The following is a 19,565-nucleotide window of genomic DNA, read 5'->3' as shown; positions in this document are numbered from 1 at the left end:
GACGCCCGTGCGCCACTTGCCACTTAAAACATAATGCCTCCCCCCCCCCCCCCCGCCTCCGCGACAAAACTCCGCCTCCGCGACCTCGCCGCCTTTGGCGCGGGCGGCGTGCCCTACAACCTCGGCATTGAGTCCCTCAAAAACCTCGCCAACCCGATCTTCAACATCGTGCTCGGCGTGAACCCCGCCGTCATCGGCACCATGCACATGATCGCGCGCCTCTGGGATGCGTTCACCGATCCCGTCATGGGCTCCATCTCCGACAACAGCCGCTCGCGCTGGGGCCGCCGCCGCCCCTTCATTGCCATCGGCGCACTCCTCTCTGCGATCGTCTTCCCGCTCATCTGGTTTGTCCCCGCGCAATCCAGCACCACTGCCGCCGCCGTCTGGTTTCTCGTTACCTCGCTCCTCTTCTACACCTGTTTCACCCTCTTCAGCGTCCCCTTTTTCAGTCTCAGCCTGGAACTCTCGCCCGACTATCACGAACGCACCCGCGTCACTGCTGCCCGCTCGCTCTTTGCCACGCTCACCTCGCTCATCATCGCGTGGGCCTTCAAACTCGCCCAACTCGACATCTTTCCCGACACACTCACCGGCATGAGATGGGTTGGCATCGGCATGGGCGCACTCTTCCTCATCGGCGGACTCCCTCCCGCGCTTTTTCTGCGTGAGCGCTATCAGAAAATCGCGCAAAGCCAGCCCAAAGTCCCGCTCTTCAAATCCGCCCGCGTCACCTTTTCCAGCATCCCCTTCCGAATCATCCTCGCTGTCTCCGTGTGCATGGTCATCGGGATAAACACGTTCAACGCCCTGGGCATTTATGTGAACACCTATCATGTTTTTGGAGGCGACACCAAGCAGGCCGCCATGCTCCTCGGCCTCACCGCGTCCGTCAGCCTGCCTGTCGCCTGGGTATCAATCCCTGTGATCACCTGGCTTTCCGGGCGTATTGGAAAAACCAACACCATTCGCATCTGCCTCGGCCTCGGCATCCTGGCCGGCATCCTGAAATGGTTCCTCTTCAACCCCGCGCACCCTTACTGGCAACTCGCGCTTCCGTTCTTTCTCGTCCCGAGTTCATCCGGATTCTGGATACTGCTGCACTCGATGAAAGCCGACATCTGCGACGAAGACGAACTGCGCACCGGCAACCGTCGCGAAGGCATGTTTGGCGCCGTCTCCGGCTGGGTCCACAAACTCGCCGCCTCGCTCACCTTCACCCTCTCCGGCGTCATCCTTGTGCTCACCGGTTTCGAACAACAACTCGGCGGCGCGCAAGCTCCCGAAACCATCCTCCGCCTGCGCATCTATTTCTCACTCGCGCCGTGTTTCTTCTTCGGCGCCTGCCTCGTCCTGTTCATGTTCTATCGCCTCGGCGCGACCGAAGTCGCCGCCATCCGCCAACAACTCGAAAAACGACGCGCCGCCGTGTGACGCTTCACGGAAAATCACTCCGCCCCCACTCATACGACGCTGTCGCTGGGACGCTTCTCACGTGACCGTCAAAATACAGCGCATTGCGACGACTGCCGTAGAACGGCTTGTCCAGATGCTTTGCCTGCACACTGCCCGCCTTGCCGCTGACTCTATACAACTCGTTGTCAAAATCCATCAACGCCACCTTGCGCGCGGGATCAACGATGCGCGTGATTTTCTTCGGCACAGCATCCTCACCCGCTCCAGTTGAGTTACCAAACGGCTTGATGCGCGTGGGTTTCTGAGTGTGGTCGTTGACACCGCCTCCGTCATCCACGTTATCCGTGGCTATGTAGGCAGGCGTTTCGGTGATATCAGCCACCTGCTTGTCGAAACCAGGCGGACAAATCTGCGGCACCAACTGCCCCTTCGGATAGCCCGCACTTCCGATGTATTGAGCCAACCGATACGTAATTTGATGATCCTGCCAGCGCATCGACACGTATTGCATCTGGTTGATCGGCCCTGGCAGCATATCTTTATAATCCGCCGTGTGCAGGTAAATCGCCATGCCAATGTTCTTCATGATTGCCAGCCCCGAAGCCTGACGCGCCGAAGCGCGCACCCTGCCTGTCACCGGAATGATGATCGCCGCCAGAATGCCAATAATGGCGATCACCGTCAGGAGTTCGATGAGTGTGAAACCAGCAGCAGGATGGCGTGATGTTTTCATTTGAACTTTCAATTTTTCTCAGGAGGAGGGGGGGGGGGGGGGGAGGGGATAAATCAAGTGGAACGCGAGCGCCTACCTTGTAGTAAAATAACAACTACAAACAACATTCCGCCCAAAAACACGGCTGTGGACGCCACCTCTGGAACCACTGTCACGGCAACGTCGGCATAGCTCGTTCCAAGACGGAGCTCATCGAGAGAAATGCTTTTCGTCGCGCCCGCGGGAGCATTTTCGTTAACGCTGATGCGCAGGCTGTCCAACGAGAAGGAGTTCCACAGGTTGGTTCCCGTGATCGAGCCCGTCGCGGCTCCGATCGAGGGTTCCGTGCCGAGGGCAGGATTGATCCACAGATACACCGCGTCGTTGCCTGCCGTCGCCGTGTTCACATCAATGCGCACCACGACAAACGCCTGCGTCGAAGAGGTTGGAACACCGGTAGCCGAACTGTAATTGCTATTGTTGGCGCGCACTCGCCAGTTGGGGGAGCTGCCAAAGGCGCCGACGCTCAGGATGTCGGTGGTGCCCGAGCGCAGCATCAAGGAGGCGAAGAAATTGTTACCGCTCCCGGTTGCCGACCACGCCGTGTTGCCGACGAAGGAGAGCCAGTAGGTCGTGGTCGTGTCGGCCGCCGCGGTAATCGCATCGAAGGTGCGGCTAATGCCGCCGCTCGCGACTGACGTGATGCCGACGCTGCCGCCAGTAGCGACCAAAGCGTCGGTGTTGGTGTCAGTGTAGTCGAGGCCGGCCTTGAGATTGATCGTAGCCGGGCTCGCGTGTTGCGCCCAGGCTGCGTTGAAGCCCGAGCCGCCTTCTTTGCCGACGATGGGAGCTTCGTAGTCGAAGCCTTCGTAGAGCAGCAGGGAGGCGCGAACCGGAAGCACTGCCGACGCAACGAGCAGGCAGGTGGCAAGAAACACCGGGAGTGTCTGAGTGGTTATTTTTGTAGTGTATTTCATATGACGCATGGATTGACGGTTGGAGTTTTCTGGAAGCGGGAAAGGGAGCTCACTGCGCGGGACTGTTCATGAACGGAAGCCGGGCTGCGGCCTGATGAAGTTGCGAGATGGCCTGCGGAGGGAGTCCACGCCCGTAAACGGTGAGTTTGACGAGTTGCCCGGTGAAAAAACCTTCGCCGGGCATGCCGTCCACGGTGGCAGCGCCAACCTTGCCAGCGGAGTTGCCGCCGATGGCAAAGCCCTCCGTGGAACGCGTGCCGAGGCAAGGTTTGGATTCCTGCCGCTCGCCGTTGAGCCAGAGCGTCAGCGCAACACCGTCATAAACCGCCACAACGTGATGAAACCGGTCAGGCGCGAGAGGCTTGCGACTGCGCACCTCGACAAACGGATCGGGATAAGCGCGCAGCTCAGGCAAACGCGAAAGTTTGAGGTGTCCTGTTTTTTCCATGACAAGACCGGCCTGCGCGCCGCGTTGCCAGCAGATGACTTCGTGGCGTCCGGTCTGGCCGGGACGAAAAATAACCTCAACCGTCAGCGGACCATTGCCCGCGGTGTCTTCGGCAGCCTTGAGCAAAGTCTGTCCGTCAAACTGCATCGCGCGCGCGGTGCCGCCCGAGCCCGGCAGATCTACAAATTTCAGCCCGTTCTTTTCCGGGAGCGTGAGTTCGTTGCGATAAAGCGAACGGTCCTCGATCACGTTTTTCGGTTTGTCGAGTCCGGCCACGTTGCCCATGAGCGCGGGTTTGAGCCCCGCAAAAACCCAGTCGGCTACGAGCGCGGGCGACGGAACAGGAGGCGCGACCAGCACCGTCGGCGAATACGCCCAAGTGCCGTCCTCAAAGCGGGCGAGCACCGCAAAATAATCCGGGCCTCGCTCGGCAGGCGTCCATCTCGCGGCAGACTCGACAACACTGCGCCGCTGCTTCGTGGCATCCGCGGACGGTGTCAGCGTCACCCGTTTGTTGAGATCGACAACCTCGGCGCCATCCCTGTCGAGCGGTGCGAGAAAACGCATCAGGTGCCCGCGCTTCATGCCTGCGACGGACGCCCCTGCGGAGCCGGGACCGCTGAGTTCATAATCTACAGCGTAGAGACCGTTGCCCGTGGCCTTGGCGGACGCGCTTTCGCTGCCATTGATGCGAAGCGCGAGGCTGCGCTCGGGACCGGCGAGGCGATGGAGTGGCACGTTGTAAAAGAGCTGGTCGTTGTAGTTTTCCGTCTCGCTGACGACGATGTCGGGCAGGTGGTGATAACGGATTTCGCCATTCTCCGTCAGCGCTCGCACCGCCACCCGCAGGACGCCGGGCGCGAGATCACTGGCGAGCGGTTCGGCAGACTGCGCATACCACGCTTTCATCGCGTCGAGACTTGTAGTTGAAAAATCAGGACTCGTTTCCCGCATCACCACGCGACCACTTGCCGCATCAGTGACAACGATCTCGCAACGCACTTTTTTCGCGCCGTTGCTCGTGGGCAAGGGCAGCACTTCCACGCGCAGCGGCTCGCCGGGATAAAGCGATTTGCGATAACTTAGCACGATCTCCGGCACGCCGTCGCGACCGGTCGGCAGCGGACGTCCGAACCAACCGGCGAGGTAACGCTGCATGATGGCAAGGCGGCTGCCGAGGTCGCTGAATGACGGGCAAAAGGTGGTGGCCTCGTTCCAATCGTTCCACGTCGTGAGGTGCACGAAGTCGGGCGCGCCGCTTTGCAAATAAGCCCATTGCTCGCGCAACTCGGCGGTGTGGCGCGGCGAGATGAAATTGCGGCTGTAAGTGCGCGCCGAGTAGTAGCCGACATGCACCGATCCGCCGACTGTAAGGTTGGGACGGAGACCGGAAAATTTTTCCCGAACCTGACGTGCGATGCCAGAACTCGCCGTGAGCGAAGATCCGCCAAAATGATACACGGCATCCGTGGCTGGAATGATCCGGCGCGCCTCTTCTGGGGCCACGTTGCCGAGCGCGGGCTTGATGCCGGCGAAACCGTAAATCCAAAACGAATCGCGTCCGCCCGCCGCGACGCCCTCGACCAATTCCGTCCATTTTTCCGGCGTCAACTGGACATGCACCGAATGGTGGTAGGTCTGGAAAACGGGACGCCCGCGCGGATCGTCGGTGTCGTGCGAACGGAGCCATGCGGGATCGTCGCCAAAACGCTCCAGCATGTAGAGCGCACCCGCAACCGTAAGCGGGATGTCCTTCAGTTCGATAAACGGCAGCATCCTGAAATCAGCAAAACCCTCGGCGCGGATTTCGCGGACGAGCGTGAGCACGCGTTTGAACGTCGTGAGCCCGGCGCGCACGCGTTCGGGCGTGAAAAACAGGATGTCGGTATTCACCGCCGTGAGACCGTGCGCGGCCATCAGGCGTATCTCATCTTTCAATACATCGAAACCTGCGTCCGTCCGCAAAGGCACGGCGGGAAAGTCGTTTTGCCGCTGATATCCGAGAGCCGTGAGATCGGCAGGAAACCAGGGCAGATAACACGTGATCGCCTCCTTTTGCATAGGACGCAGGGCGGGCTTGCGTTTCACGGCAGGCCGCGCGCCTTGCTCGAAAACAGGATCGGTGATGAAGGACGTTGTGTTACCCTTGCGATTTCCCGCCAGTCGGATGAGTCGCGGCGGCTTGGTGCCAGCGGGACCGGCTGCGCGAAGCGCCTTGCCCGTGCTCGGATCGATGTCGGGCTTAACCTCCGCGCCACTCGCTGCCACGACATGGCGAACGTCACCGGGTTCGCCGACTTCGAGAAACAGGTATCCATTAAAGCAAAATACGCCGATGCCCGCAGAACTGGAGTCAGCGGTGTCGGTCCAGAGACTGGCCCACTTGCCTCCCTTGTGCTGCTGCACGCGGGCGCGTCCGGCGGCAAAACCGAGGCGGTAGAGCGGCGCTTGATCCGCATCATGGAGTTCGATCCACGCGCTGTCCTTCGGTCCCACGTCCGCAAGGCGACAGGTAAAACGCCAGTTGTCACCTTCGGGGCGAAACGCATCCGGCGTGGCGGCAGTAGCGACGGCAGTAAGTCCCGCAAATGCGAGACACAGCAGACAGAAGAGAGGGAACTTTCGTTGACCAGGGGCCGGGTGCATGGACTTCACGTTGCAACAAAGCACCGGATTTCAAGATACCAAAAAGAACACGAAACTTTCGTGAAATTGATATTCACCACGATTGCCTTCCCGGTTCGAAAAAGTAGAAAGTAGGAATTAGGAATTAGAAAGTTCAGACCGTCTCGCAGCCGGAGTCCGTTTTCCTAATTCCTAATTCCTAATTCCTAATTTCTCCTCCCTCCCCCCCCCCCCGGTTCACGAACATGCTCCACTTTCTCGACCAAATATCGCCACAGATTCACACCGTAGACGCCGAGCAGTTTCGCCAGTGGGCCGGTCCACCGCGCATTATCTACGATCACGAACTACTCCTCGTGGAACACGGCGAGTGTGAAACGCGTTTTGAAAACGAGTCCCCGATCAAGACCGGCGCGGGCGGCTTCATCATCAAACCCTGCGCCCGCCCGCACTCCGGGGTGCAGACCTCGCATGGTGCGCTTCACCTGCGCTGGGTTCATTTCGACTGGGTGGCGCGCGAACCACTCATGACGGAGTCCGTGCCACGCTCGTGTTATTTCCCCGGCACCCCCGACGTCAGCCGTTACCGCCACGCGCCGACCTTCGTGCCGGAGAAAATCCTGCACGGACCGATCCCCGATCCGGCGGGCGTGTTCCAAGCCTTTGACCGGCTCAAGGAACGCTGGCGCATCGGCACGGCCCGCGAACGCGCCTCGTGCCGCGCCTTGTTTTTGGAAATCCTCATCGACGTGCTCGGCGAGCAAACCGGCTATCTGCAAACCCCGTCCGGCCTGCACGAAACCAATGACGCCGACCAACTCGTGGGCCGCATGCGCGAGATCCTTAACCGCATGCTCGGCGACGCCACGACGGCCCGCCAGCCGCTCGAAAAAACACTCTGCCGTCTCGGTTACAGTTACCCGCATCTCTGCCGCGTTTTCAAACAAAGCTGCGGTGTCAGTCCGCTCACCTACTACAACAGCATGCGCATGGAGCGCGCGCGTCTGCTCCTGCGCGACACCACGCATCCGGTCAACGAAATCGCCCTCATGACCGGCTTTGCCAACCCGGCGTATTTCTCGTATTTGTTTTCAAAATACACCGGAAAAAGTCCGCGCGTTTACCGGACCGAAGGATAACCTCTGTGTGCAGGGGGGGGGGGGGGGAGGGACATTGCGCCACCATGGAGTGCGGCGATTTATCGCCGCTTTGACGGGCCGTTTTAACGGCCCGCCCAATACTCCACCGGGCAACGCGATAAATCGCGCCGTCCAAAGCGGCGATGAATCGCCGCACTCCACAAACACGGGGAAATTCCCGCGCCACATCGCTTGGATCAATTTTGCGAAACTTTTTGCCGGAATCTTATCGTCTCCCCCGGCCGCGCGTTTCCGCACGATGTGGACACGCACCATGCAAAACGCTTTCCTCAACGAAAACCTGACGACGCCCCTTGCCGGCCATTGCGATGTCTTCGTCTGCGGCGGAGGTCCTGCCGGTATCGCCGCCGCCATTGCCGCCGCACGGAGCGGCGCCCGCGTGACTTTGGTCGAAGCGCATGGCTGCCTCGGCGGCGTCTGGACTAGCGGTTGCCTGTCCTGGCTCATCGACCACGAAAACAAAGGCGGCCTGATGGCGGAGATCAAACAGCGCCTGCACAACAAAGGAGGCTTCGCGTGTGCCGGCGGCGAGGCCCGGACCAACGGGCGCAATGGCAACAGCAATGGAACCAGTCATGCAGAGCCGTCGTCCGCCTATGATATTGAGACGATGAAACTCGTGCTCGACGAAATGGCGACCGAGGCTGGCGTGCACGTGCTCCTGCACAGTCACGTCGTGGCCGTGCGCGTCGATGCCGCCGGCACATCGGCATCCTCCTCCCCCCCCCCCCCCCCCCGCCCGCAACAGCCACCGCCGTCACCGTTTCACGCACGCCGTGATCGAATCCAAAAGCGGACGCCAAGCGTGGACGGCAGACATATTTATTGATGCGTCCGGCGACGGCGATCTGGCGGCGCGGGCCGGTTGCGGTTTTGATCTCGGTCATCCCGACACCGGCGAAACCCAACCCATGAGTCTCATGGCGCTCATCACCGGTGTATCGCCGGATGCGATACGTCAGCATCACGACCGCAGTTCCGGTGAGAAGAGAATAGCGGCCAAACAAAATTTTTACCGGCATCTGGAACTCCACGGTCACACGCCGTCCTATGGAGCGCCGACGCTGTTTCACCTTCGCGGCGACCTCTTCGCCATGATGGCCACGCACCAATACGGACGTTCGGCACTCGACAACGAGGACGTGACGCAAGCCACGCTCCATGCGCGGGCGGAGATTCACGCGATCATCCGCACGCTGCGCCGCTCCGGCGGCCCGTGGGCGGGCGTGCAACTCGTGGCGACCGCCGCGCAGATCGGCGTGCGCGAGGGCCGGCGTATCCACGGACTCTATACAGTCACGCGCGACGACATTGCCAGCGGGCGTCAGCACGACGATGCGATTTGCGACGTCACATTTTGCGTGGACATTCACAGCACCCATCCGGCACGCGGGAAAAGTTATGACAACGGCGGCATCATGGTGCGCCCGTATCAGATCCCCTTGCGCGCCGCCATCGCCGCCGACGTGGATGGATTGATGATGGCGGGACGTTGCATCAGCGGAGATTTTTTCGCGCACGCGAGCTACCGGGTCACAGGCAACGCCGTGCAAATGGGTGAATCCGTCGGCCGCGTGGCCGCGCTGGCTTCACTCTCCGGAAGGCTCCCGCAAGCCCTGCCGCAAAACGAAATCCGGGCCGCCCTCGACAACGTCGAAGATTCCGCCCTCGTCTTTGCCTGAAGCGCCCAATCCCGGAGGGCGCGGCTACGCGGGGGGGGGGGGGGAGGAAGAGGCGCAGTAGCACCCGTAGCGCAGGCATCTTGCCTGCCGTCCAAGCTACTGCGCGAAGCGCCGCACTCCATGAGACGCACTCCATGAAAGTCACCGCGCTTCGCGCAATAGACTCGATGGCAGGCGGGACGCCTGCGCTACGGGCGGAGCGGGCGGGACGCCCGCGCCACTTCAGACAGCAGGCAAGATGCCTGCGCTACGTCGGAGGAATAGTCTCAACTTGAAAGCGAACTAGATAAGAATGAGGGCTTTGGCCGGCGCCTTAGCTTTTGGGCGTTTCGGGCTGTTTGGCCGTTTCGGGCTTCTTCTCAGACTTTTCAGGCTGCTTGGCAGGCTCAGGTTTCTTCTCGGTCTTTGCCGGCGCAACCTGCGAAGGGGGGGGGGGGGGGATGATCGGCTTATTGGACTGGATCTGCTTGATGAAGTTTTGCGCGTTGTCCACCTGCTCGGCGTCGAAGAAGCCGTGCAGTTGGCGAATGCGCGTCGGGTGACGCATCTTGCGCAGGGCCTTCGCCTCAATCTGACGAATGCGCTCACGCGTCACCTTGAATTGCTTGCCCACCTCTTCGAGCGTGCGACTGTAGCCATCCACCAAACCAAAGCGCAACGAGAGCACCTTGCGTTCGCGTTCGGTGAGCGAATCCAACACGTCGATGATCTTCTCGCGGAGGAGCGAGTAGGCCGTCATGTCGTAGGGGTTCTCGGCGGATTTGTCTTCGATGAAGTCACCAAAACTGGTGTCGTCGCCGTCGCCTACGGGGGATTGAAGCGAGATGGGTTGTTGGGCCATCTTCATGATCTGCTGCACGCGCTCGACGGGCAGGTTCATTTCGTCAGCAACTTCCTCGGGCGTGGGTTCGTGGCCGAATTCCTGCAGGAGTTGCTTCTGCACCTGCATCACTTTGTTGAGCGTCTCGATCATGTGGACCGGGATGCGGATGGTGCGGGCCTGGTCGGCGATGGAGCGGGTGATGGCCTGACGAATCCACCAAGTGGCATAGGTGGAGAATTTGTAGCCGCGGCGGTATTCGAATTTCTCGACGGCCTTCATGAGGCCCATATTGCCCTCCTGAATGAGATCGAGGAAGGAGAGGCCGCGGTTGGTGTATTTCTTGGCAATGGAAATGACGAGGCGAAGGTTGGCCTCCACCATCTCGGTCTTGGCCTGGTGGGCCTCGCGGATGTGGACGTTGGTTTTGCGAACGACTTCGATGAGCTGGGCGGGTTCGATGCGTTGCTCGACCTCGATCTCACGCAGGCGGGCGTGAATGGCCTTGGTGTCGATGGCGGCGTCTTTTTTGGTCTTGGGGGTTTTGGCGCGGTCGAGTTGGGCGTGGAGGAGCTCGATTTCGCTGAGGACGGGGCGGTTGGTTTCGAGCCATTCTTCGTAAACTTTGAGTTTGAAGAAGAATTTGGAGAAATTGCTGCGCAGGGTGGTCTCGCGCTTTTTGTGTTTGCTGAGGATTTTTTTGCGGTCGGCTTCGTTGCGCGCCTTTTGAAATTCCTCCCACGAATCGCTGACGGATTCTTCGTTTTTCTGCGTGGTTTCGACGAGTTTGGGGAGGGCTTTGAAGTAGGATTCGCGGCTCTCAATGCGTTTGTCGATGACGATGCGGTCAAAGCGTTCTTCGCGGGTGAGGAGTTTGGCGCCGAGGGTGGCGATGTGACGGCCCACAATCGAGGCCTCGAACAAGGCCTCTTGAGCCTTGGATTCGGCGGTTTCGATGCGTTTGGAGATTTCGACTTCCTGTTCGCGCGTGAGCAGCGGGACCTGGCCCATCTGCTTGAGGTACATGCGCACGGGGTCGTCGAGGATGTCGTTGTTGGAGGTGCGCGACTCTTCCTCCTCCTGCTCTTCCTGGCGCTGTTTGTAATCTTCGACTTGGTCGGGTTCGAGGATTTCGATTTCGAGGTTTTGCAGGATGGAGAGGACGTTGTCGATTTCCTCCTGGTTTTCGACGGACTCGGGGAGTGCCTCGTTGATGTCGTCAAAGGTCAGATAACCTTGTTCTTTTGAGAGGCGGATGAGGTTGCGGATTTTTTCGTTGATGCCGCCGGCGGGCAGATCAACGCCTCCATCTTGAGTCTGCGCGATGGCAGCCTCCACGGCTTCGGAATGACTATCAGTGGCAACGGACGACTTGGCTTTGCGCGACATGGATTGTGGATGAATAACAGGAATCAGGGGAGACCTACGGAAATAGAGAAACGGTGAATCACAGCTAATATCTGGAAAAAGGCAAAAAAAGAATTGCCGTTAAGAAATGGCATGGATCGAGCGGTTTTTTGCGCCGTCCGCCGCCCCATCATGATGCCCCCGCCACTTCCTTCGCGTTCAAGCGACAAGGGCGATGGGCACGCGCAACTGGCGTTGTAACTCGGTGCGTTCCTTGAACATCGCGATGGGGTCGTCGCTGCCGCCGGAGGCGATCGCAAGGTCGAGCTGGCGCAGCCGGGGCTCAAGCGCATGGGCGCGGAGCTGGCGGATCGCTTCGATGGCGACTTTCAGGGGTTCGTCCACTTGCAAGCTCTCAAAGGAAAGCGAGGCGATCATGTTGCGCTCCTCGTCCGTCTCCAGCAACGGGTCGAGGTGGTCGAGCCCGGGCCAGTCCTCGCCGTGTTCAAATTCATTCAGGAAACGGTTGAGCAACGCGCCCGCCGTGCGGGTGGTGTTGATCCAGTTGCGCGGAAAACTGCGCGCAATGGAGGGGCCGAGTTGTTCGTGGTGCAGGCAGAGCCAGAGCAGGTGTTGCTCAGCGGTGTGCTCGAAGGCTTGCACGGCTCCGAAGGTGTTGCGGCCCGCGTCGGCGTCCGCCTCGGCCTGCCGGGAGGGGGGGGGGGGGCGTCCGCCGATATTGGTCCGGGCGTCGTGGAGGAGGGCGGTTTCGTCCACGCGCAGGAGCGCGGCGGCTTCTTTCAGAAAGGCGGCGCGAACGACGTGCGACTCGGCGGCGTTGACAATCTCGCGAACGCCTTGGGCGGCGCGGGCTTTTTGTTCGGCGGAGGCGCGGCCCGGATCGGGCAACAAGGCGGCGCAGGCAAACTCCATCGGGCCGCGCGCGCCGGAGCGGAGTTCCTCGTAGGCGGCGAGTCCGCGTTCGAGAAAGAGCACATCGGGGTCGATTTTCGCTTCGCCGGGAGCGGCGAGAAAACGGACTTCGAGGCCGGCCTTGAGCGCCATCGGCAGGAAGCGGAGGGCGGCGGCGCGGCCCGCGTTGTCGCCGTCGAAAAAGCACTCGACTTGTGTGTGGTAGCGGCGGAGCAAGTGGAGTTGTTGCTCGGTGATGGCGGTGCCTTGCGGGGCGATGGCAGTCTTGATGCCGACGGACCAGGAGCGCAGGGCGTCGAGTTGGCCTTCGACCATGACGAAGGGCTGGCCGTCTTTCGCGTGCTGGCGGGCGCGGTCGAGATTGAAGAGCAGATGGCCTTTGGTGAAAATCGGGGTCTCGGTGGAATTAACGTATTTGGCCTCGTAAGAAGGTTCGTCCTTCGGCGTGAGGTCCGTCTGACGGGCGGTGAAGGCAACGACGCGTCCTTGGTGGTCGCGAATCGGGATCATGAGGCGGCCTTTGAAGCGCGGACGCACGGTGCCGAGCGTGGGCAGCGCGCCGTCGCGAATGTAAAACAGGCTGCTCTGACGGAGGGCTTCTTCGGAAAACTTTTTTTTAAGCGCTGCCGCAACGAGTCCGCTGCCTTGAGCGTCGGTGGCGCCGATGCGAAATTCGTCGGCGAGTTCCATGCTGAAACGGCGCTTGGTCGTCCAGTAATCGCGCATGTAATCGCCCGCCCACCCCCCCCCCTTGGTGCGGAAAACTTGGTGAAAATGCTCGGCGGCGAAATCGTGCAGGTCGAACAACTCCTGACGCAGCGAACGTTCCTCGCGCGAGGGGCCGCCGCTGCCTTCTTCGTATTCGATGGGCACGCCAAAACGTTTGCCCAGCGTCTCCACGGCCTCGCCAAAGGTAAGCTGCTCCGTCTCCTGAACGAAGGTGATGATGTCGCCCGCCTTGCCGCATCCGAAGCACTTGAAGAAGCCGCGGTCTGGATTGACGTGAAACGAGGGGGTTTTTTCCGAGTGAAACGGGCACAGTCCCTTGAACCGTCCGCCAGCGCGGCGCAGCGTGGCGACGCGCGAGACAACATCGACGATGTTGACGCGCACTTTCAGGTCGCGGATGCAGGCTGGCTTGATGACGGGCATGGGAAGTCGAAGGTCGGAAGGTCAAAAGTCGGGCCGCGAAAGTCAAAGGTCGAGTCTTGCCCCGCTGGGGACGGTTTCGCAAGGTCGGCACTTTCGTTTTCCGAATCTCACCATTCCAGTTTTCCGCATCATGGCCCAGTTTCAATCCCTGCCCGGTTTCCGCGAATTTTATCCCGACGCCTTTGCGCGCCGGAATCACATCTTCCGCATGTGGCGGCAGGCCAACCACGCCTTCGGTTTTCAGGAATACGATGCGCCCATCCTCGAACCGCTCGAACTCTACAAGGCCAAGTCGGGCGACGAAATCGAGGCGCAGCTTTTCAGTTTCACCGACAAGGGCGGACGCGACGTTGCCCTGCGTCCCGAGATGACGCCCACCGTGTGCCGCCTCGTCGGTGCCAAAGCCAACGCGCTCAAGCGTCCGATCAAGTGGTTCAGCATCGGGGAATTTTACCGTTACGAACGCGCGCAAAAGGGACGCGAACGCGCCTTCTTCCAGCTCAACTGCGACATCTTCGGCGAACCGGGTCCCGAAGCCGAAATCGAGCTCATCGCGCTTCTCGTGCAAGCCATCCGCTCGTTCGGACTCACCGCGGCGGATTTCTACGTGCGTCTCAGCGACCGCAACCTGTGGTTTTATTACCTCGAAGCGCTGGGTTTCGCCGACGCGCAAATCCGCGGCATTCTCAGCGCCGTCGATAAATTCGAAAAGATCGGCGACGACGCATTCAAACCTTACGCCGAGGCACACGGCGCGCTGACACCGGAATTAAAGGCCAAGGTGCTCGAATTTCTGGGAGTCAAGAGCCTGCCCGCGCTCGAAAAAATCCTCGCTCCGCACATCGCGCAAAACCCGACAGCGGGCGAAAAACTCACCGCCCGTCTCGCCGATTGGCGCAAGCTGCTCGGCGGCCTTGAGGCGATGGGATTGGGCGAGTTTGTGGAGGTTGATTTCGGCGTCGTGCGCGGCCTCGCCTACTACACGGGTTTCGTGTTCGAGGCGTTCGACCGCAAGGGCGAGCTTCGCGCCATCGCGGGCGGTGGTCGTTACAACGATCTTGTAGCGAAACTTGGATACGGCGACTTGCCCGCAGTGGGTTTCGCCATCGGCGACGTGACGATGGGCCTGCTCCTTGAGCAACGCGGCCTGACGCCCGCCTACGTGCAGGCGGCGGACATTTACGTCGTCATCGGCGACAGCACCAACACCAACAGCGAGGGGGGGGGGGGGGGGGTAGGAAAAGAGCGCATTGCAGCCTTTGGTGCGATCAACGACCTGCGCGCCGCCGGTTACCGCGTTGAGTATCCATTAAAAACTACAGCGTTCGGAAAACAGTTCAAAGCCGCGGTCGAATCCGGCGCGAAACTCGCCCTCATTTTCGGCAGCGACGAACTCGCCAAGGGTGTTGTAAAATTCCGCGACCTCACCGACCGCAGCGAACACGAAATCCCCCGCGACCAAGTGCCCGCCGCCGTGCGCGATTTTTTCAGCGGGAATACCAAAACCGCCGACTGATACCATTTCTCGATCGAAGATATAACACCGGATCAAGGAACTCACGCGGAGTCGCGGAGAACGCGGAGAATAAACAACAACAACACTCCGCGCCTCCGTGTCTCCGCGTGAGGTGTTTCTGATTGGAAAATAGTATGAGCGGTTTCCGGGTGACGCGTTCCGGTTTGCCAAGGTCGCTTATGGTGTTGCGTCGCCTTGTTTCATGGTCGCCAGCATTGTCGCGCCTTGGGGGGTCAACCGATACTTTTGCAGACGGCTGTTGGGTTTGTCGGGAATGGTTGGCTCTATCAGGTTTTCGGCGATCAAACGCCGCACCTGTTTGTTGAGTTTTCCAGAAACCGTCTTGTGACCCAATCGCGAAGCCAAGGCGGCTTTGCTCAGTGATTCGTTGCGCAACAAAAGCAGTATCCTAGCCGCAATAGCCGACTCTAGCCGTAACTCTAGCCGTAACTCTAGCCGTGACTCTGGCCCCGACTCTGGCCCCGACTCTGGCCCCGACTCGGGCCGTCCGACTTCGGGGGTGACTTCGGGGGCCACAGGCTTAAGTGCCCGCAGATACGCCTCATCGAAGACAAATTCCATCCATACGCCTCCGGCGTCGAACCGCAGTTGCGGCAACGGAGTGGCGGCCGCGCGACAGGCGTCGAAAATGCGTTCGATGCCCCGTCCCCACGCCTCGATTTCGCCTGCGCGGAAGAAGGCGTTGGCGATCTCCGGATTGTAGGGATGCGAGGTATGCGGTGTGAGCAAAGTGGCCGCCGTCCAGCCTTCCGGCAGCACGGCCGGATTCCACAAAACCAGCCTGTCGTCATAGACGCGAATCTGCACCGGCGCGGGAATCATGTAATCCCGATGCACGAGTGCATTGAGCACTGCTTCGCGCAACGCCTCGCGCGGCACCGGGAAACGTTCCACGCGCACAATGCCTTCGTAGGTCACCGCCGCCTTCAGGTATTTGGTGAGCAGCAAATCCAACGTCTGTTGCGACTGCTGGAAAAGGTCGCCGTTGATTTCGTCGTGATAAACGAGATCGCCGCCGGGACGAAAAAAACCCACCTTCACGAAAGCGCCGGTGAAGAATTCAAGCGGATCGGGATGGAACAACAGGACGGCCGCCCGCTTGAGGTAATTGCCCTCCGTGAGCTTGAGCTTGCCCAGCAGTTCCACGTCGGACGCCTTGAGCGCGGCGGCATCCAGCCGCCCGCTGCGCCCGGCCTGTTGGCGAAACCGGATGAAGGCCGCTGGCGACAAATCGCTCGCCGCGACGCCGGGCAGCGGCGAACAATCCCAAGTGCGCCCGTAGCGGCGGAGCAGGAAACGGTCGAGACTCGTGCCCTTGAGCTCCTGATTGGTGCTGCCGACGCGCTGGTAATAATGCCCCCGATAGCTGATGGGCGAAGGATAAGGCGGCACCGCGATCTCCAGCCAAGCCTTGCCCGCTTCCTGATGGAGATTGACCGGCACGACGATGCCGAGCAGGTCGCGGATCTTGTTGGGCAAATCCTCCAGCAATTTCCGGGCGTCTGGCACACCGACCACCTCGCCCCCATCATTGCGCCCGATGTGCAGCACGCCGCCGTCGGCGTTGGCAAAACCGCAAACCCAGCGGAGATGGTCATCCCGCCAAGATTCTTTCCATTCGGCGTGCTGGGCTTCGGGCATGGGCGGATTACTTGATTTGCAATTAAGGTGGGCTGTCATCCTGCCTCTTCCCATGGGATATTCTCAAGCGGTATTCCATAAATTCAGCTACGCCTGCGTCTCTCGAAACTCCGACGGCGTCATCAGCGTGTGACGCTTAAAAACCTTTCCAAAGTGGTCGGATGAAACGAAACCGCACTCAAACGCGATATCCGTGACCGTTGCGCCCGGCTGGTTGCGCAGCCGCTCCTTCGCCTGCGCGATGCGCTCGGCCAGCACATAGCGGTGAAAACTCACGCCGAGCTGACGCTGAAAACTGCGCGTCAAGTGCTCCGGCGTGATTCTGAAACGCGACGCCACATCCCCGAGCGCGAGCCGTTCGGCCAGATTGTTGCGCACATGCGAACACGCCTGGTTAACCAATTCCCCGCGCCGCCCGCCACGTCGAACATCCCCTCCCCCCCCCCCCGGCCCGCCTCCCGTCCCATTGCGCCGCACCAGCGTCAACAGGCCGAGTACGCAACCCAGCACCGCATCCTGCCAGCCCTGAAGCCGCAGGTTCACCTCGCTCCGCAAGCGTCGGGACAATTCATCAAAACGCGCAAAATCTCCCTCGCTGAGCGCGAACGGAAACGCCTCCGACTTCGGCACCCAGTCCAACAAAAACGCCGCCCCGCCGCGAATCCTGACCGCGAAATCCTCCGGCACGAAGCCGATGTTGATTCGCTGAAACGGATACGTGCGATCCGCCACGATCTGGTGCGGATGCCTTCCCCAAAAGATCAATCCCTGCCGGGTCGTCTGCAAATAATTGCGCCCCGCCACATGAAACAGCGCCCGCCCCTCCAACGTCAGGTGAATCTCGATCCCCGGCTGCGTATGAAACCGCGTTCCCTCCAGCACATTCCGATGCTCCACATGCACCAGACCGGAGCGCAGCGACGCCTCCAACGTGTAGGCAAGCGGATGTCCCCGCCCCGGTTCTTCCGGATAATTTGCCGCTGGTTTCATGATAACGAATCCCCCACCCTGTCCCGCTGCGCCCCGCCAAGTCAACGCCGCCCCGGCCCGCTTCAGATCAATTTCAGACGGCACGCGGCTCAAGCCGTGGCAGGCGGCCCACGCCCCGCCTCGGGTAAACTGGTCTCCACATCACCACGTCATCCCCCCGTCCATTCGCCATGATTCGTATCGAGAATAAAGAAACCAGTTCCGCCATCGAAGCCGCCCTTGCCGACCTCCGCCGCGACCTCGCCACCGTGTTCCCAGCCGCTGCCGAAACGCCTTCCGCGCAATGGATTCTCACCATTGCGCACGACAACACCCTCGCCCCGGAAACCTTCGTCCTCGAAATCATCCCTGACCCCGACCGACACATCCGCATCACTGGCGGCGACGACCTCGGCATCATTTACGCCATCTACGAATTCTCTCACCGCTACCTCGGCGTCGATCCCCTCTGGTTCTGGAAAGACATCCCCCCCCCCCCCCTCGCCACCTTTGACCCCGGCCCCGCCCCGCAACGCATCACCTCCCAAGCTCCCGCGTTTCGCTATCGAGGCTGGTTCATCAACGACGAGGACCTCCTCGACTCCTGGCCCGCCTCCTCGGGCCGCCGCTTCGACGACTGGCCGCGCCGCACCGCCACCGAAAACCCGCCCCTCGACGACGTCGCGGCCGACGACTACGAAGCACGCCTCCTCCTCTACTACACCCCAATCGCCACGCCCGCGACGATGGACCGCGTTTACGAAGCCCTCCTCCGCCTGCGCGGCAACCTCATCATCCCCGCCTCCTTCACCGACATCACCCACGAACCCGAGGCCGCCCTCATTCGCGCCGCCATCCGGCGCGGCCTCTACGTCTCGCAACACCACGTCGAACCCCTCGGAGTCTCCCACTTCGCCTACGAAACCTGGTGTTCAAAAAACAACTACACCGGCGCTCCCTTCTCCTACCGCGAAGCCCCCGACGTGATGCGCGCCTGCTGGCGCGCCCACACCCAACGCTGGCACGACATCGCCGGCGACCGCGTCATCTGGCAAATCGGACTCCGGGGCCGCGGCGACCGCGCCCTTTGGAGCCACGACCCCGCCTCTCGCACCCGCGCCGCCGAGTTCATTGCCTCCGCCCTCGCCGACCAGCTTGCCATCATCCGCTCCATCGACCCGCGCCCCGCCCCCCCCGCCACCCTCACCCTCTGGCTCGAAGGCGCCCAACTCGTATCGAGCGGACAACTACAAGTGCCCGCCGGTGTCACCTGCGTCTTCGCCGACCACCACCTCACCCAGGAAATGCAGGAAGACTTTGCCACCCTGCCGCGCACCCCCGGCCTCCTTCGCGGCTTCTATTATCACATCGCTGTCTGGACCTGCGGCCCCCACCTCGTGCAAGGCCCCCCGCCCTCCAAAATCGCCCGCATCGTCAACCAACTGCACGCCCGCGGCGACACCCACTACGCCATCCTCAACGTTTCCAACGTCCGCGAACACGTCATGGGCGCACAGTGCTTCATGGAACAGGTCAATGCCCCCGCGCCCCTCGCCGCCGACGCCGGCTGGCTCGCCCGCTGGTCGCCGCCCGGCCTGGCCCCGCTCCACGAAAAACTCCTCGCCGCCATCCCCGAAGTCACCCCCGGCTTCCGCCTCTACGACGGTGCCGTGCGCCACTTCATCCACCGGGAACTCATTGCCCGCCGCGACGAGGCGCGACGATCCACCAACCCCGCCGCTCTACTCGGTGAGCCCTCGCCCAACCCCGCACGCGACACCCTCAACGCCCCCGGTTTTCCCGACCGCCTGCGCACCGCCATCGCGCGCCTCGCCGACCTCCATGCCACGCTGCGCGACCCCGCCACCGCCGCCGCGCTTGACCCGCGCCACCGGTCCTTTTTCGCAACCAACCTCCTCGCCCAAACGCAAATTCTCCTCGGCCTCTACCGCGCCCTCGCCGCCCTCTACGCCACGCCCGCCGACGACACCGCCGCCATTGCCGGCCTCGAAACCGCGCTCGCCGCCTACCCCATCGGCGAACACCCACCCCGCTGGCGCGGCTGGTATGCTCACGACACCAAAATGGCCCTCGCCACCCTCCTCGCCCTGCTCCGCCAACTGCGCCAACTGCGCCAACCGCGCAA

13 protein-coding genes are annotated in these 19,565 nt (G+C 61.4%); 6 read left to right on the top strand and 7 right to left on the bottom strand.

Translation table 11 applies throughout. The annotated features are described in order from the left end of the window. The first annotated feature begins 33 nt into the window (after window positions 1-33). Window positions 34-1,434, top strand: coding sequence for an MFS transporter (locus tag OBACDRAFT_RS12125; protein ID WP_052361845.1), 1,401 nt, complete (start codon window positions 34-36; stop codon window positions 1,432-1,434). 4 nt (window positions 1,435-1,438) lie between these two features. Here the strand turns inward: OBACDRAFT_RS12125 and OBACDRAFT_RS25340 are convergent, their stop codons facing one another. The 3 genes from OBACDRAFT_RS25340 to OBACDRAFT_RS12110 are packed head-to-tail and all read right to left on the bottom strand — an operon-like array spanning window position 1,439 to window position 6,199. After that, the gene (locus OBACDRAFT_RS25340) at window positions 1,439-2,149 is read right to left on the bottom strand and encodes a pilus assembly FimT family protein (RefSeq protein ID WP_052361844.1); all 711 of its coding nucleotides are present in this window, start codon (window positions 2,147-2,149) and stop codon (window positions 1,439-1,441) included. Window positions 2,150-2,202: 53 nt separating this feature from the next. Further along, window positions 2,203-3,114, bottom strand: coding sequence for a cell wall anchor protein (locus tag OBACDRAFT_RS12115; protein WP_157837046.1), 912 nt, complete (start codon window positions 3,112-3,114; stop codon window positions 2,203-2,205). 40 nt (window positions 3,115-3,154) lie between these two features. Further along, complete coding sequence (locus OBACDRAFT_RS12110) at window positions 3,155-6,199, bottom strand: LamG-like jellyroll fold domain-containing protein (protein ID WP_052361839.1); 3,045 nt, start codon at window positions 6,197-6,199, stop codon at window positions 3,155-3,157. Window positions 6,200-6,423: 224 nt separating this feature from the next. Here OBACDRAFT_RS12110 and OBACDRAFT_RS12105 point away from each other — a divergent pair, with 224 nt between their 5' ends. The 3 genes from OBACDRAFT_RS12105 (at window position 6,424) to OBACDRAFT_RS30710 (ending at window position 9,020) form a co-directional block, all read left to right on the top strand. Beyond that, window positions 6,424-7,317, top strand: coding sequence for a helix-turn-helix transcriptional regulator (locus tag OBACDRAFT_RS12105; protein ID WP_043585971.1), 894 nt, complete (start codon window positions 6,424-6,426; stop codon window positions 7,315-7,317). A gap of 274 nt (window positions 7,318-7,591) precedes the next feature. Beyond that, window positions 7,592-8,167 (top strand): FAD-dependent oxidoreductase, encoded by a 576-nt coding sequence (locus OBACDRAFT_RS30715; protein WP_269799067.1) that lies wholly within the window; start codon window positions 7,592-7,594, stop codon window positions 8,165-8,167. Further along, a complete protein-coding gene (locus OBACDRAFT_RS30710) occupies window positions 8,115-9,020 on the top strand; it encodes an FAD-dependent oxidoreductase (RefSeq protein ID WP_052361835.1) in 906 nt (301 codons plus the stop codon). Before OBACDRAFT_RS30715 ends, OBACDRAFT_RS30710 begins: the two co-directional genes overlap by 53 nt. 313 nt (window positions 9,021-9,333) lie before the next feature. Here OBACDRAFT_RS30710 and rpoD read toward each other — a convergent pair whose 3' ends face one another. Next, the gene (rpoD, locus tag OBACDRAFT_RS31055; protein WP_332835124.1) at window positions 9,334-11,229 is read right to left on the bottom strand and encodes an RNA polymerase sigma factor RpoD; all 1,896 of its coding nucleotides are present in this window, start codon (window positions 11,227-11,229) and stop codon (window positions 9,334-9,336) included. A 177-nt stretch (window positions 11,230-11,406) separates the two neighbouring features. After that, complete coding sequence (gene dnaG / locus OBACDRAFT_RS12090; protein WP_043585969.1) at window positions 11,407-13,272, bottom strand: DNA primase; 1,866 nt, start codon at window positions 13,270-13,272, stop codon at window positions 11,407-11,409. Window positions 13,273-13,402: 130 nt separating this feature from the next. Here dnaG and hisS point away from each other — a divergent pair, with 130 nt between their 5' ends. Continuing rightward, window positions 13,403-14,788 carry a histidine--tRNA ligase gene (hisS, locus tag OBACDRAFT_RS12085; protein ID WP_043585967.1) on the top strand — a complete coding sequence of 462 codons (1,386 nt, stop codon included), beginning with the start codon at window positions 13,403-13,405 and terminating at the stop codon, window positions 14,786-14,788. Window positions 14,789-14,965: 177 nt separating this feature from the next. Here the strand turns inward: hisS and OBACDRAFT_RS12080 are convergent, their stop codons facing one another. Continuing rightward, a complete protein-coding gene (locus OBACDRAFT_RS12080) occupies window positions 14,966-16,450 on the bottom strand; it encodes an ATP-binding protein (RefSeq protein ID WP_043585965.1) in 1,485 nt (494 codons plus the stop codon). 87 nt (window positions 16,451-16,537) lie between these two features. After that, on the bottom strand, window positions 16,538-17,440 hold the full coding sequence (locus tag OBACDRAFT_RS25325; RefSeq protein WP_157837045.1) for a helix-turn-helix transcriptional regulator: 903 nt from the start codon (window positions 17,438-17,440) through the stop codon (window positions 16,538-16,540). A gap of 170 nt (window positions 17,441-17,610) precedes the next feature. Between OBACDRAFT_RS25325 and OBACDRAFT_RS12070 the strand changes: the two genes are divergently transcribed. Next, window positions 17,611-19,565: glycosyl hydrolase 115 family protein (locus tag OBACDRAFT_RS12070; RefSeq protein WP_052361831.1), on the top strand; the 1,955-nt coding region annotated here is incomplete at its 3' end.

Origin of the sequence: Geminisphaera colitermitum TAV2, from assembly GCF_000171235.2 — a bacterium.
GTDB lineage: Bacteria > Verrucomicrobiota > Verrucomicrobiia > Opitutales > Opitutaceae > Geminisphaera > Geminisphaera colitermitum.
The sequence above is the reverse complement of the archived record's forward strand: the minus strand, read 5'-3'. Positions and strand labels throughout refer to the sequence as shown.